The organism is Oceanobacter sp. 5_MG-2023 (assembly GCF_030548165.1).
Lineage (GTDB): Bacteria > Pseudomonadota > Gammaproteobacteria > Pseudomonadales > Oceanobacteraceae > Oceanobacter.
This window is the reverse complement of the sequence record NZ_JAUORS010000002.1, coordinates 92,092-106,822: the sequence shown is the minus strand read 5'-3', so window position 1 is coordinate 106,822 and position 14,731 is coordinate 92,092. Positions and strand designations below refer to the sequence as shown.

Sequence of the window (14,731 nt, the reverse complement as noted above, 5' to 3'; positions counted from 1 at the left end):
TACGCGGGGAACGCTGCTCAGGCTGTTGATAGCTTGAGCTGTATTACGGTTGATCCCCGGCTACGCGGGGAACGCATTTTAGCGAGTATGTTAAACGGTTTTATGACCGGTTGATCCCCGGCTACGCGGGGAACGCCGCAATTTATAAATGGTATACGGACTACGACACGGTTGATCCCCGGCTACGCGGGGAACGCTTGGCAATATACAGTGGTTTTCAGTTTTAAAACGGTTGATCCCCGGCTACGCGGGGAACGCCCCATTGTTTTCTGATATCGGATCACCCCAAACGGTTGATCCCCGGCTACGCGGGGAACGCATATGGGACTGTTTGTTAATGCTGGTGAATACCGGTTGATCCCCGGCTACGCGGGGAACGCGGGGAGGAATCCCCGATGCCATCGGGCATCAGCGGTTGATCCCCGGCTACGCGGGGAACGCGAACTCATCCGAATGGTGTCGGCATATTGTCACGGTTGATCCCCGGCTACGCGGGGAACGCTTTAACCGGTTGAATTACGCGGTTTGGAATATCGGTTGATCCCCGGCTACGCGGGGAACGCATATTGAGCATTTTCAGATGTGACTCGCAAAACGGTTGATCCCCGGCTACGCGGGGAACGCAAGGGATGCCTTTCTTGCTCGTGGTTTTGATGCGGTTGATCCCCGGCTACGCGGGGAACGCATCGTTGATAACTCATTGGTCTGAAACAGGTACGGTTGATCCCCGGCTACGCGGGGAACGCTTCGTTTTCGCTGATGATGGGCATATCGCGCACGGTTGATCCCCGGCTACGCGGGGAACGCTCTAAATGTACATGGTTGATTTTAAAAAGGAAATTTATACCTTCAAAATCCACCAAAAAATTTATGTTATTAAAGAACGTTTCGGAACTTCATTCATGCATCTTTTGAATCGGGTTCATCGGGTAGAAAGCGCACCAGTCGAAGCCCATCAAAATCAATGGGCATACGACGATTATGGCCGTAAGTAATAAAGTCAAAGCCTGACTCTGTATTGGTTGCCCAGGCCATCACGACGTTGCCGTCTTCGGCGAGTACATCGACTTGTTGCCAGATCATTTCACGTATTCGCCGTGATACATCACCAACGTAAACGCCTGCCCGGATTTCCAACAGCCATACAGCCAGTCGTCCGCGCAGTCGTGGCGGTACGGCTTCTGTAACAACCATTACCATGCTCATGGCTATTTACTCCTGTGCCCTTCATCCCCCACTCCGGGTGGTTCCGGTATCGCGGGTGGCTGGGCGTCTTCTGGTGGTTTGGGCGGTTCTATTTCTCCTGCAGCCAGTACGTCTTCGATCAATGGAATCAGTCGACTTAGTAAACGGCTGGAGCGAAATATTTCACGACAGGCAATACGCACTTCCCGGTCTGGCTGACGTGGCTTTTTAGCGGCTATTTTGAAAGCTATGGGTACGACAGTTTCAAATTTGACCAGATCGGCAATGTCGTACACAAACGACAACGGTTTACCTGAGTGTAAAAATCCGATGGCCGGTGCATATCCCGCAGCCAATACGGCCGCTTCGGTGACGCCATACAGACAAGCAGTGGCTGAACTCAGACATTGATTAATGGCATCTCCTTTGTCCCAGTCTTTTACGTCGTAGTCCCGGCCGCGCCAGTCCACGCCATATTGTTTGGCGAGTTGCTGATAGATTTTACGAACCCGACTGCCCTCAATGCCACGTAACTGGTCGATACTACGCCGCTGTGGCGCTTCTTCACCAAAGCGGATTTCGAACATTTTACGAACAACTTTCAACCGCAGATCGGCATCGAGTGCCAGTTGTGCCTGGTACAGCAATTTGTCAGATCGTGCTCCACCAGGTTGTCCTGCAGAATAGAGCCGGACACCCGCTTCACCAACCCAGATCAGCAAAGTGCCTGTGGTAGCGGCCAGCTTAACCGCCGCGTGGCTAATACGGGTGCCAGGTTCCAGCATCAAACAGGCGATAGACCCCACCGGAATGTGCATGCGTTCGCCGTGCACTTCATCGATAACAACAAAAGCGCCATCACGGACGTCAATGCGCCCCATACCAATAAAGATCATGGAGTTGCGGTCTTTGATGGGGATGGGCTTAAGGGGAATAAAACTCATAAGTGCATCCTTGCAAGTGGGTAATAAGTTAAGCCGATGTCGTCGAACAGTCCGCCAAATCAGATTCTGAGCAAGTTTGGGTCATGGGGTAAACCTCTTGCGGCCAGTATCCGCTCAACAGAGCCTGGCCGATACAGGCCAGGCTTATCTGGATGTTCATGACTAACACCGACGAATTAACCACAATCCACAGCCAAAGCCTTTGGCCTTGCCAACGCCTTTGGCCAGGGTCTGCAAAAAACGCTCGGGATCAACAACCGTCAACAATCCTTGATAATCCACCGTGGAGTAGCGAATCGTGTGTTTTCCTTTTGGCTGATAATGTTGGTGTTGATAATAACTGTCGTGATCAAGCTCGGGTTCACTTTCCAACTGTATGCCCCACTCCGCCAGACGTTTGTTGTCGGAAATCCAGCCAAGGGCAGCTTGATGGGCTGCCAGTGCTTTTTTTTGCTGTGCTGCGTGGGAGTTCAGGCCAGAGACGTCGGCGTTTTTCTTGGCATTCATAAGGACATCGTGACGTCGTGATTTACCTTGCGCGTCACGAATACTGACCACAGGGTTCACCCGCAGCTTGAAGGCCAGCCGATCACCCACGCTCAATTGTGGCTGATACGGTTTGGTCTGACAGGTAAGGACAGAATGTGTCACTACTGGCTGTTGTTCAGACAGCACATAAAAAAGCGGCAGACCATTGCTATCGATTTCTTCGCGAAACAGAAACGGGCGTTGGGTCTGTTCTTTTGCTTTACCTTTAAGGTTGCTCCAGCTGTCTTCATAGCCGGGAAACAGCTGCCATAGCAATGCATGACTGGCGTATGCGCCATTTTTTTGCAGCTCCACAAGCTCTTGGGATGCAGTCAAGGCGTTGCTGATTGTGACTCGGGAAAAATACATCAGCGATCCTCCATCAGGGTAAGCTGGTGTTGACGGCGTTGGCCAAACTGCCAGCGGCTACGACTGATGGGGTTATCCCAGGGATGATACGTCAAGGTGTCATCGTGACGTTCTCCATCGAGATCCACCAGCTCACCTTGCCAGTAGTAAGTCGCCTGTTTACCCATACCCAACCAATAGCGGTCCGTCGCAACACTGGTATGTACATCGCTGCCCACACCATCCCTTCCCACGATGGCAGGGAATTCAGTGTCCAAAGCGTGTTTCAGTTGATCGGTCGATACCAGCATGGGGGTCAAAGGCAATGCCAGAGGGCAAGATTTACGTCCCAGATACAGTGGAAAAACCGGGCGTTGCAGCTTTGCTTGCAAGTATTCCAAAGTCAGTTCTGCTGAGTGTTGGGAAAGAGAAATGGCCACCACCCAAACACCATCCAGACGATAATGACGACTCGACAATACGGTATTCAGTTTTTCCTTGGGGCCCGCCAGTTCACTTTTACGGCTGTAATGAGTGAATTTTTTATCCGTCGAAGGTGCTTGTACGGTGTGATAATCACGCAGCAAAGTGCCCGCACCCAGCTGTTTTACTGCCACGACAATCGTGTCGAACAGCCGCTGCTGACCGGCTTCATCATCACGTTTCACCCCCAAAGCGGCACCCAGCAAACCAATGATAGCGGCTCTTCCAGGGGCCATTGCGGTTGGCCGGTCACCGCCAACGGCGGCTTGTCCCCAACTGGCCATTGGTCCATAGAGTCGAAAAACCAGATATTCCATATTGGCTATTCCCCGCTGCCGATCTCATCATTCAAACCAACAAATGCTAACAATTCCTTGAAGCTTCCCTGGCCGGTGACGGCATCGAGTGCGTAGCGAGTATCTGCACAAGGTTCATAGACCTGGTCGAAAATCTCGACTTGTTTGTTTAGCGCGTCGATGGTGTCCAGCGCCATACCCTGCTCTCGCCCGTCTACGGGCTTGAGGAAGGCAACAGACAAGGAGCGAGGCTGCTGCTCGCCTTGCTCTGCCAATACGTAACTGGCATAAGCGCGGCTGCCGAAGCTGTTTTGATAGCCAGTTGGCGAGACTTTGACAGCGGCTTCCGTCAGTGCCTTGAGTGTTTTGTCAGCAAGATCTTTATTGCCGTTAAGGTTCTCCACCAGCTGGTCAACGTTGATACAAAGGTAGCTGTAGAACAAGGCAGCAGCAAAACCCCGCTCGCCAATATGCGCGGCACCAAGATCATCTTGTCCGTCGTTCAGATCATCCACTGCGGTGAAATAGTCGTCTTCAATGGTGACGGAATGGACGCTGATAGCATGAGCAACCTGACAGGCAGCATCGACATTTTCAGCAGGTTTGGATGCCAGCATACGACCGAACAAGGCGATATCGGCATCCATTCGGTCCTTACGCAACAGTTCCAATTCTTCTTTTACCGGGGCCCTTTGTTCTTCAGCTAACTGTTTGGCCAACGCCATGGCGCCCTCCCACTCCGCCTGGCTGACATGCACCAGTTGTTCAATCTCCAGCTGTTCTTTTTTTGCCTTGCCAAACACATTGGCAATGTCTGCTGCCCATTCTTTGGCTTTTTTCTCAGCCACGCCATTAGCCACCAGTTCAGCATAAACGTTGGGGCCGATGTTTTTGGTACGCGTGCCGATATGGCCGGACAAAGCATCCTCAAACAAGTCGGATGTGCGCCAGTGTCGTTTCAGACTCTGGGAGCTGATGCGCAGGCGCTCACTGCCGCCCATACGGGCAGTTTTGGGTCGGCCCATATCATCACGATTGAGATTGGATGGCGGATAAGATGTGAGGATATGAAGCTGTAAAAACTGGCTCATGATGAATTCCTTTTACGGTGAGTTTATTTAGAGTGGCTGCTGGCAGCGCGGTAATATTCAGTCGCCCATTTCAGAGCAATGCGTTTTTCGACGTCCCGGGGCACACGGTCGTGATATTCCGCAATCCAGCAGAGGATGTCGTCGGCCAGTCGGGCCAGTGGTGCCTTACGATCCAGTTGTTTCACCAGACGGCGCAATAGCAGTAACAACTCTTCTTCACTCTCTGCGGTCTGAAGCCGCTGAAATCTCAGCTCACTCAACTGGGAGCGATCACTGTTTTTTGCAGGTGATCCGGCCATAGCGGCCAGCGAGCGATAATCGATGTTTTCTTCGCTTCTGGATTTTCCCTTGGCAGGGGCTTTGGTTTTTGCCCTTGGGGTAACATCGGTCCGTACATCCGCCAATACACCCGCCACACAGGCCCAGGCCAGCATGGCGAAGTGGTTATTCAGGTAGTTGCGTTTGGTTGGTGACGGAGTGTGTTGTACCCGCTCGCTCGGTACCGACTTGACCGCTGACTTGCCGTCGTCTGGCAAGCAGGAAGCGTCGTCATTATCATTTTGTTCTGGAGGGTTGATCGCAAACCAGAGCCGACGAAACCCATCGGTCATCAGGAGCGCAGGCAGATTTTCAGATCGGCATAACCTGGCTCGCTGGCCAGAAGGTGCTGGCATAATATTCTGCTCTTGTAGTTCACTCGGAGCCGCATTCATCGATTGGTGCCAGCGTCGAAGCTGCTTGGCTTGCTCTTCCGTTAAATACTGGCAATAGGGTGCGATTGTCACTGGTTCACCTCCTGTGGTTTGGTTACGTCAACCTGATAATCCGTTTTGAACTGTTGAATCGGTTTTTTACTGTAATTCAGCCAGGCTTTCAGTTCGTTTCTGGCCTGTATCTTGTCTTTCATTTTGCGTGGTTCTGGCTCACTGGAGAGTACCGTTTCGTCAAAGATATCCAGCGCGCTGCGCTGCATGGACCATAACCAACGCCGGGCACTCTCTGGCGACAATTGCAGATAATCCGGGTGCGCCTTGGCGATTTTGCCAAGCTCACTGATGGCAGTAAAAAAGTGCACTTCCGTTCGCTGCCAAAAGGTGAGATCAATAAAGCCGAAGTCGCCTTTGGCATCTTCAGAGCGTTCAAACCAGGCCTTTTTGATCTGGGAGCGTACTTGTTTGAGTATGTCCGTCGCCAAGCCTTGCAGCCGTTTAACCTCGCTAAAAAAGGCTTTTTCCAACGCCGGTGGCAAAGCAACAAACGGCATTTCATTGCTATAGAAACCACGGGGTTTCATATTGTCCATATCGTAGGCAAACGCCCATAAACGCAGTTGGTCTTGCAGCTCATCTGCCAGCTGGTAGGCCATTTCATGCATATGCTCGACCACTAATGCAGGGGTCTGGTTAGCACCAGAACTGCTATCTGCGGCCAGCCGCAAGACATCCCAGTGCTTATAGCTGATGCCACCAGGTTGACCCTTGATCGACAAACGTTCATTTTCAGGTTTTTTAGGATCACCGCGATACGGTGTGAATGGGTGGACATACCAGTCACCTTCATAGTTAGCGCCGTAATTTTGTGACCGGTATTGGCTGACCAGCGGTTTCGATACCATTCCAGAAAGATCGCACTGCCCCTCCCTTTCTTCGGGGATCAAGCGAATACGACGAGGCATAGCCCAATAGCGCTGCAGCGGATGTACATCTATTGGTAGTACGGCACTACCCTTCTTCTCGCTGGTACGGGTGGCGGCCAACCAGGGAAATACTGAACCATCGGTAAAATCCGGTTCCGGCCATTCATTTTTGATCGCTTGTTGGAGCCAACTCAAACACATAACATTCAGCCACAGCGATGACCACAACGTGGCATCAGTCTGATTCGACAACACCAGTGTCGATAGCGGTCCACCACCACGCAAACCGGTACGATGCCCCTGACCTCCAGAAGGCGCGTTGATTTGTAGCGTAAACAAGGCCAAGGCCGCCATCGGTAACGACATCTGCTGCACAATCTGCCGTTTAACAAAAAAGTCGGTGTTAAGCTTGATGCCGTTTTCGCCCGGAGCTTCGATCAACAGCGACGCAACAGATGATGATTTGGCGCTCTCTAATGAGTCAAAATCCTGCATAAACAAAGGGCCATCGCCAGCCAAGTTAAAGGCATGGGCTATTTGTTCGAACGCCTGCTGCAGATTGTCTTCTGACGGTGGGGTTTGCAAACGCTCAAGCCAATCATCTTCATTTTCCGGCGCAAACGCGGTTTGTAATACGCCGATTATCAGCTGATAGGCAGCACCTTGAAAATCGGTGCGAGGAAATGCAAGATTTTGGATATCCGGCCTGACAATCTCTGCCATGCGGATATTTGTTTGCTGGCCGTTGATCAGAATAACCGGTAGCCACGGGTCATTGAGCAGATTCATCACACCTCCTGTGTTATCTATCGAAACCTTCGTTTTATGCTTGCTCAGAGTAAAAAATCTATCGGGGTAGTCACGAGACAATATGTTCCCGTATGGTTTTAACAGAAATCAGTAACGACATGTCATCCGCAGGCGACGGCTGGAATCCATACTGCTGATAAAAAACTTTTGCAGCATCTGAGATTGCTTGTACCAATACTCCCCGAATACCTACCTGATCGGACACCTGTAAAACTCTTGTCAGTGCGTCTTTTAATAAAGCAGCGCCCAATCGCTTCCCCTGCCAACGCGTGTCAATCGCCAACCGTCCCAATACAATCACCGGAATAGGTTCTGGCATATTACGAGCAAAATTACTATTCGTCAGCGCACGTTCGACACTGCCTGTTGCCAGCGCATAGTAACCAACCACCCTCTGCTCAGAGCAGATCACAAAAGTACGACTGGCCCCACCGGCCTGATTTTTGAGCGCACGTTTTATCAACCATTCATTCAAGGTCTCGTTGCCGCAATCGAACCCCAGTAACTCATGAGTATGATTCAATGCCATAGGCTGTAGCAGCGCTCCCATCAATACAAACTCCTATCTTTGCCTGGCATCCAGAATATCAACAATTTCCAAAAAAAAACAACAGCTATCGTCTTCCTTTTTAAAAATACGACTATCAGTTAGACTCAAACTGTTCTCCAACAATTTGGAGATATACCAACGATGGCTGTAGTTTACTGCTGTAGTTCGCTGTTGTTCCCCGCTTTGCGGGGTTTTACAGATTCCCTCAATCCCAGGGAAATTCTTCCGACAAAAGATTTTTCAGCTTTGTATTCATAGGTACTGGCCGATCAAGCGCTTCTTCAAATGCCTGGAATGCGCTATCGTCCAGCTGAAAGAGTCGCCGGTCGAGCAGTATATTCTCAGCCTCTCGACAGGCAACCTCCAAGATAAAAGATGTTCTATCCTTGTGTACCAAAGCTGCTGCCTTGGTCAATAGTGCCTGTTGACTTGGCTCAACTCTCATATTGATTGGCGCTGTTCTAGCCATAACAATACCTGTCTTTTTGTGTATTCATTTGATACACACTATACCAATCAAAATAACTGAAAGACATTAGCTTTTATTTATTACGCCAGCAATAACACCTGATTCCATACAATACCGCATCACCTCATCTTCTTCCGCCAACCAGAGGTACTGGTATCTGGCATTACGATAACGCTGCAGAAAATCCAGCACGTCTGGGGAGCCACTTTTGCCATCCGAAGGGCCCAGCAAGGCTGTCAGCTGTTTACGTTTATTCGATGCGAGCTTGACGGTGCTGAGCTCTATCGCGAATTGTGCATCAGTCACCCAGGGGATTAACTGGTCATCAACCCGACGTACCAAAACCAGCGAATCCTGATCAACTTCCTGGTAACGGGTGCTGAGATCAGATTGATCCTCTGGCCAGTCGCCATCAACCCCCCAGCTATAACCCTGTTCAATGGATATACGACGAATCTGGCCAGCACTGGCCTTGCGACGCTGCGCCGTTCGATATTCCAATTCAATCGTTTCAAAAGCTTCTGGCAACGCTGGAGCCAACTCACCATAAACCGATTCGATCAACCGTCTGGCATCGTCCGGCATACGGTATCCGCCCTCCTCTCGCAGCACTTTCATTGCCATCCAGAGCGAAGCCGGACTTTGATACACTGCTTGTGTCGCTCGAAAATCCTGTTGCAGCCAATCAAGGCCTGGCTGCTCTTGCCATTCTGGCGAATAAACCAGTAGTTTGGGAGGTTCGCCCAACCGATACTGCCGAAAATGACGATGCAGTCTCCCTGCCCGCTGAATCAGATCATCGATTGGGCACAAGTCGGTTATCAACAAATCCGCATCAGCATCCAGGCTTTCCTGGAATACCTGGGTACAGACAATGATTTTGCCAGCGCGGTGGACCGGTTGGCTCGCTTTTCCAATCCAATGTAATACCTGCCGTTCGATACGTTGACGATCATGCAGCGTAAAGCGACTGTGAAACAACAGGGTTTCACAAGAGCAGACAGAGTCTGATGGAGAATCAGCCAATCGCTGGTTAATGGTGTCATAGGCTTGCTGGGCATCCCCAACGGAGTTACGAACCCACACAACACAACGCCCCGCTTTAGCCGCAGCCAACAATTGCTGGATCACAAGCTCAACATCATGCAAAAAATCAACGTCGACTCGCCGGGAAACTGCAGCTCTACCGCCCACAGATGCCTCATCCGGAATACTCCCTTTTGCAACACGAGTCGCCAAAGGAAAGGCATCCAGTCTTCTCGACTGTGTCAACCAAGGGCCCCTTAAAGGCTTACCCCATGACGACACCGGTACCTCATTCCAGATTCGGCACAACCGCTCACGAGCATCAAAGCTCAAGGTAGCGGTGAGCAATATAGCACTCCCCCCTTGATGGAGGTGGAGCTTCAAGAGGGTTTCCAGCAATTGCAGCTGATAGGCATCAGCGCTGTGAACTTCATCGAACACCAATACTTTGTGATGCAGCCCCAGCACCCGCAAACTCTGATGCTTCCGTGGCAACACCCCGAGTAAAGCCTGATCGATCGTGCCAACCCCTACCGGGGCCAACAGGGCTTTTTTGCGAGAGTCTGCCAGCCAGTGATTACAATACAAGCTGGCGGTTTCATCATCATGATCATAAGCACTGTCATCGGCTCCCTGAACCCCGACAGCCTCCCGGAAGCGCTCATCCATTGCGCGGGCAGAGTGTGCCAATACCAACGAGGGCTTACGGTCAGAACTCGTGTCAAACATTTTCAAATAATGATCTGCCAGACGATGAAACATGGCATTAGCCGTCGCCATGGTCGGCAAGCCAAAATAAAAACCCTTGGCGTGTTTTGCCGCCATCAATCGATGCACCAGCGTCAATGCAGCTTCAGTTTTACCCGACCCGGTAATGTCCTCCAGAATAAACAGTTGCGGCTGCTCGGATAACTCGACGTGTTCCGCCCAACGCTGTAACGGCGTTGGCTCAAAACCAAACAGGGCTTGAAACCCTGGAAAATCACTGGCCCGAATACCGGCAATCAGATCCGTTGCATTCAACGCTCTACGAGCATTTTGTTGCGCTATTGGCCAATACTCATCAACCAGCATCACATCAGTACAGTAATGGAAATATTGCTGATCCGAACCAACCCAGTCTGAGATAACTGCCCAACCGGCCAGAACCCAGCTGGCCAGAGTGAATCGATCTTGCCACTCTTTATTTACCAGTTGTTCAATGGGTATATCAACATCGAGCAAATTGAACACATCTGCCACAAAAGCTGACGCATCGGCAATATTTTCCTCGCAATAAAAAGCTTGCATCCCATCGGTACGAGCATTGATCGGCTTGCCATGGTGGCCAAGCATGACATCCATTAATTTACTGAACTGCACGGCACTTTTACGAGCATGAACCGATCGATAATTCCAACTTGGAATATCAACCTGGCCGTGGCGAAACAATTGTTCCACCAGGTAGCTACCCAAACGATCATGACGGTGTGTACTGGCATCATAGACTCTGGCTGGGGATTTAAGCCCGGAAGGGAAAGCCGAAAACACAGGCAATTGCTGAAAAGCCGCCGAAAACTTGCCAAGATCATGTAATGCCAACAGAAAGGTAAGCAGACGTTTTAATGACTCTGGAGGAAGCGTCAGTAAATCCGCCAAATCGTCCAGTAATCCATCCTTCTGAGACAACAACGTATACCCCGTTGCCGCCACGTCAAGCGAGTGATAAGCCAATAAATGGTAGCGGGGCGTACTGCCTTCCCCAGCACTGGCCTTGCCCAGATAGCGATAATAGTTATGCTCGACCATACGAATTCCTCCCTGAATACACCATATCGTTGCCAGATAATGTCCTGCCGCAGCAGATACGCAAGAACGACGTTATTCACCACGAATAACAGCAGCTCCTCCCCGCCCCAGCAGCCGGTCAATCCATTTCCTCAAAGGCCAATACACGACAATCGCTGCCAGCACGCCCAGGCTGTTGGCCAGCATGTCGTCCCAGCCCATGACTCGACTGGGAAGCTGTCCCTGAATCAGTTCCATCGCGCCTCCCAGTGCCAGGCAGAACAGCATAAACAATCCCTGATTGCGCAATAACTGAAAGCTGGCCAGCCCCAGTCCAGCCAATGCCATATACGCAAGGAAGTGAGCAGTTTTGTCGGATCCTGCGATGGCACTGCCGGTTTGTTTGAGCGAAGCCCAAACCACCACAACCAGTACGGCGACAAGCAAAATACGGGCGAGATAAAGCAAGATGGTCATCAGGTTGCTCTAAAAGTGGGTAAAAAAAAGCAACCAGCAGGCGGCAAACACCTACTGGTTGTGTAGTTCAAGCGTTGGTAGTGAAAAGTCTGACTTAAAAACCGATGGTCTAAAAGTCTTGTGCGGTCAGACCCAGTGCCGCGGCAATATCCTGTGTGCCTCGTGGCGCAATCACTGCCTTGCTGCCCTCCTGCCCTTGCAGGTAGGTAGCGGCGACCCGCTGAACATCGCTCCAGCGAATAGACAGAAGACGCTCGCGGTATTGTTGACGCAGAGCCCGGGTGCGACCACCCCGATCCATATGGAATGCCTGTTTGGCTTCTCCGGCCGGAGAGCCGGGGCGATCCATACCGCCAATCAGTCCCAGCACTGCTTGCTCAACCAGGTCATCGCCGTTGGTACGTTCCAGCACCCAGTCGATAGAAGCCGCGAAATCATCAAACGTTCCTTCTACCCGAGGATCGCGATAGGAGTAGAACTTGAAGCAGCTGCTGCTGTTGTCTTGTGTGGCACCGGCACCATAGGCACCGCCTTTTTCACGAATGGCAGTGTGCAGGTAGGCGTTGCGCATGACACCTGCCAATACCGACAGGGCGGCGGCGTCCTCGTTCACCATAGAGACGGTGGGCAACGCCCAGGCGCAGAAATTGACCTGGGAATCGACCATCCAGTAATTAGCGCTCGCAACGGGTGTCCAGGGCAAGTCGATGGGTGTACTGGCCGATGCCTGGGGCCACTGTTGCTGCAGTGCATCGAGGTGGATTTCCCGATATGGTGCGTCGTGAATCAGCAAGGCTTCATCCGGGCTGCTGGCAATACAGGCGTACAGGCTGTTCAGCGCTGCCGACAGCGAGGCGCCACCGTCTTGTTGCGCCTGTTTCAGTCGTTGTTTCAATTCAACCAGCTGGGGCATACCGGTCATGATATTGGTGATATTGGCGACCGGGTTCAAGGTCGACGCCGCGACTGACATCGCCAGGCTGTGGCCACTGCCGGTCACACCTTGCTCGCGACGGGCTTTCATTTGCGTCATCAGATCCAGCAACCGGGCATTGTCGTCGAAAGTCGGAGTCTGCCAGGTCTCTTTCATCAGCGCGCTGAAGTCCTCTGCTTTACTGCCCAAGGCCTTACCGCTCATCACCAGGTGACCGTGCAGGTGCTGATTGCTGTCGACATCACCACGGATAGAGGCGTAGCTCGACAGGCTCCCCACCAGTGCGGTCTGCTTGATTTGTTGGGTGAGGTAATCGTTACCGCCAGCGCCCACTTCACTCCAGGCATTGGTAAACATAGGTAGCCAGCTGAGCTGTTCTGCATTGAATGCTGGCAGGCCGACAATCAGTTGCTGGTAAAGAATACCGTTGGTGCCGGTAACATATTCAGTGGTTGTCAGTGTGTCGGTGTAATGATTATCGGGGGCAACGTAGTGGATATCCGGTTTGACGTCCTCGAGAGTCACCTGGGGCAGCAAGCCGGGATCGTCTTCTGCCGCCTGGCGTTGTTGCAGCGCCTCCGCCTGGTCGCGAATGGCTTGCAGCTGTTGTTCCGTCAGGTTGGCGCGAATGGTATCCAGTCGCTGTTGTTCCAGTCGTTTGGCTTCCGCATTCAGCCCGGCGTCCGGCAACAGGCTGTAACGTACCCGATGGCGATTGTTGAGCAGCAACCGGGTCACGGTTGCCTGCACCCAGCCTGGCTGGCTGGCGTTGGCGCGCAAGCGGGCCAGCGCCGGATCCAGATTGAGCATTGCCACCGGGTCACCATGGTGGATCGCAGCGGGCAAGGCGTTAAACACCAGTTGCAGACCGTATGGGTAATGATCGCCGCCGATTTCCCGCTGATGCAATTCCAGCTGGTGCAAGGCGGATTCAACAATGTCAGCGTCCACGCCATCGGTGGCGATCTGTTGCAGGGTGTCGAGAATCAGGGTTTCAATGGCTTGGCCGTGTTCCGGCTCACTGCCTTCGACGCCACACATAAAGCTCATTTCGTGGTTGGATTCTTCCAGCCCACACAGCGGCGATGGTGAGCCACCCAGTTCGGTTTGTTCCAGCGCCCGGCGTAATGGCGAAGCGCTGTTATCGAGCAGAATCTGGCTGAGCAGGTTGGCTTCCAGCTGGGCGTCGAGATCAACCGAAGAGCCCAGCAGCCAACCGGTGACATGGTGGGTTTTACCGCTGAGGTCGTCGCTGTCGACGCCGTAGTATTCCTGTACGGCAACTGGCGCGGCATAACGTTGTTCTGCGGGTACGCTCCAGCGCTGGGTCTGCCGCTCAAAGCGGGACAAGACTTCGCTTTCAAGCCGTGCTTGCAGTGCGTCAACGTCGAGATTGCCAAACGTCATAAACACCGCGTTGCTGGGGTGGTAATGGCTTTTGTAAAAGCTCATCAACTGCTCGTAGCTGAGCTGGGTAATTTCAGCCGGATCACCGCCGCTGTTGAAGTGGTAGGTGGTGGTTGGAAACAGGTAGGCACTGATACCTTGCCACAGTTGTGACACCGGTGAAGACATGGCCCCTTTCATTTCATTGAACACCACGCCCTTGAAGACCAGCCTGGAGTTCGGGTCTTGCGGGTCTTCCAGTTCCAGACGATGGCCTTCCTGGGCAAAATCGAGCGGATGCAGTCGCGAGAAAAACACCGCGTCAAGATACACATCAAGCAGATTATTGAAGTCTTTGTCGTTCTGGGAAGCAAACGGATAGGCGGTCCAGTCGCTACTGGTCATGGCGTTCATAAAGGTGTTGAGCGAGCGCCGGGTCATCATAAAGAAAGGATCACGCACCGGGAATTTTTCTGAGCCGCACAGCACCGTATGCTCAAGAATATGGGCGACCCCGGTGGAGTCTTTCGGCATGGTACGGACTGCGACCATAAAGGCCTTTTCGTCGTGATCAGACTCAAGGTGGTAGTGGACCGCCCCGGTGCCGGTGTGTTCATAGTGGTGAACCACCAGGTTGAGCGACTCAACCGGTGTGGCACTCAGGTGACGAAAAGCAGAATCAGACATATACAAACCTTGTAGTGTTCAGACGACGTTCGTACTCCGTATACATCACTTTCCGGTCGCGTGCGATCGGAAGAGTGCTTGACGTGACAGAACGGGTGTCGCGCCACAGACAGG

General features: G+C 52.2%; 12 protein-coding genes and 1 CRISPR repeat array (1 of these 13 cut by a window edge). All 12 genes read right to left on the bottom strand.

Features of this window, described 5'->3' with window-relative positions:
* A CRISPR array of direct repeats spans positions 1–807; the repeat unit is 29 nt; unit sequence CGGTTGATCCCCGGCTACGCGGGGAACGC; it reaches 8,312 nt to the left of the window's first position.
* A gap of 93 nt (positions 808–900) precedes the next feature.
* The gene (gene cas2e / locus Q4551_RS02045; protein WP_303431502.1) at positions 901–1,206 is read right to left on the bottom strand and encodes a type I-E CRISPR-associated endoribonuclease Cas2e; all 306 of its coding nucleotides are present in this window, start codon (positions 1,204–1,206) and stop codon (positions 901–903) included.
* A gap of 2 nt (positions 1,207–1,208) precedes the next feature.
* Positions 1,209–2,129, bottom strand: a complete 921-nt coding sequence (gene cas1e / locus Q4551_RS02040) for a type I-E CRISPR-associated endonuclease Cas1e (RefSeq protein WP_303431501.1) — start codon at positions 2,127–2,129, stop codon at positions 1,209–1,211.
* A 162-nt stretch (positions 2,130–2,291) separates the two neighbouring features.
* Positions 2,292–3,026: a type I-E CRISPR-associated protein Cas6/Cse3/CasE gene (gene cas6e, locus Q4551_RS02035; RefSeq protein ID WP_303431500.1), complete on the bottom strand. Its 735-nt coding sequence runs from the start codon at positions 3,024–3,026 to the stop codon at positions 2,292–2,294.
* Positions 3,026–3,805: a type I-E CRISPR-associated protein Cas5/CasD gene (gene cas5e, locus Q4551_RS02030; protein ID WP_303431499.1), complete on the bottom strand. Its 780-nt coding sequence runs from the start codon at positions 3,803–3,805 to the stop codon at positions 3,026–3,028. Before cas5e ends, cas6e begins: the two co-directional genes overlap by 1 nt.
* 5 nt (positions 3,806–3,810) lie before the next feature.
* Positions 3,811–4,875, bottom strand: coding sequence for a type I-E CRISPR-associated protein Cas7/Cse4/CasC (gene cas7e / locus Q4551_RS02025; protein ID WP_303431497.1), 1,065 nt, complete (start codon positions 4,873–4,875; stop codon positions 3,811–3,813).
* A gap of 23 nt (positions 4,876–4,898) precedes the next feature.
* Positions 4,899–5,660: a type I-E CRISPR-associated protein Cse2/CasB gene (gene casB, locus Q4551_RS02020; protein ID WP_303431496.1), complete on the bottom strand. Its 762-nt coding sequence runs from the start codon at positions 5,658–5,660 to the stop codon at positions 4,899–4,901.
* The gene (casA, locus tag Q4551_RS02015) at positions 5,657–7,300 is read right to left on the bottom strand and encodes a type I-E CRISPR-associated protein Cse1/CasA (protein ID WP_303431495.1); all 1,644 of its coding nucleotides are present in this window, start codon (positions 7,298–7,300) and stop codon (positions 5,657–5,659) included. The genes casB and casA overlap by 4 nt, the downstream gene beginning before the upstream one ends.
* Before the next feature lie 70 nt (positions 7,301–7,370).
* Entirely contained in the window at positions 7,371–7,871 is a 501-nt protein-coding gene (locus tag Q4551_RS02010; RefSeq protein ID WP_303431717.1) for a GNAT family N-acetyltransferase, read from the bottom strand.
* A 205-nt stretch (positions 7,872–8,076) separates the two neighbouring features.
* Positions 8,077–8,340 (bottom strand): DUF1778 domain-containing protein, encoded by a 264-nt coding sequence (locus tag Q4551_RS02005; RefSeq protein ID WP_303431494.1) that lies wholly within the window; start codon positions 8,338–8,340, stop codon positions 8,077–8,079.
* Between the two features lie 66 nt (positions 8,341–8,406).
* Positions 8,407–11,154 (bottom strand): CRISPR-associated helicase Cas3', encoded by a 2,748-nt coding sequence (gene cas3, locus Q4551_RS02000; RefSeq protein ID WP_303431493.1) that lies wholly within the window; start codon positions 11,152–11,154, stop codon positions 8,407–8,409.
* Positions 11,155–11,226: 72 nt separating this feature from the next.
* Positions 11,227–11,610 (bottom strand): VanZ family protein, encoded by a 384-nt coding sequence (locus Q4551_RS01995; RefSeq protein WP_303431492.1) that lies wholly within the window; start codon positions 11,608–11,610, stop codon positions 11,227–11,229.
* Positions 11,611–11,719: 109 nt separating this feature from the next.
* Positions 11,720–14,617, bottom strand: a complete 2,898-nt coding sequence (locus Q4551_RS01990; protein ID WP_303431490.1) for an insulinase family protein — start codon at positions 14,615–14,617, stop codon at positions 11,720–11,722.
* Between the last annotated feature and the right edge of the window lie 114 nt (positions 14,618–14,731).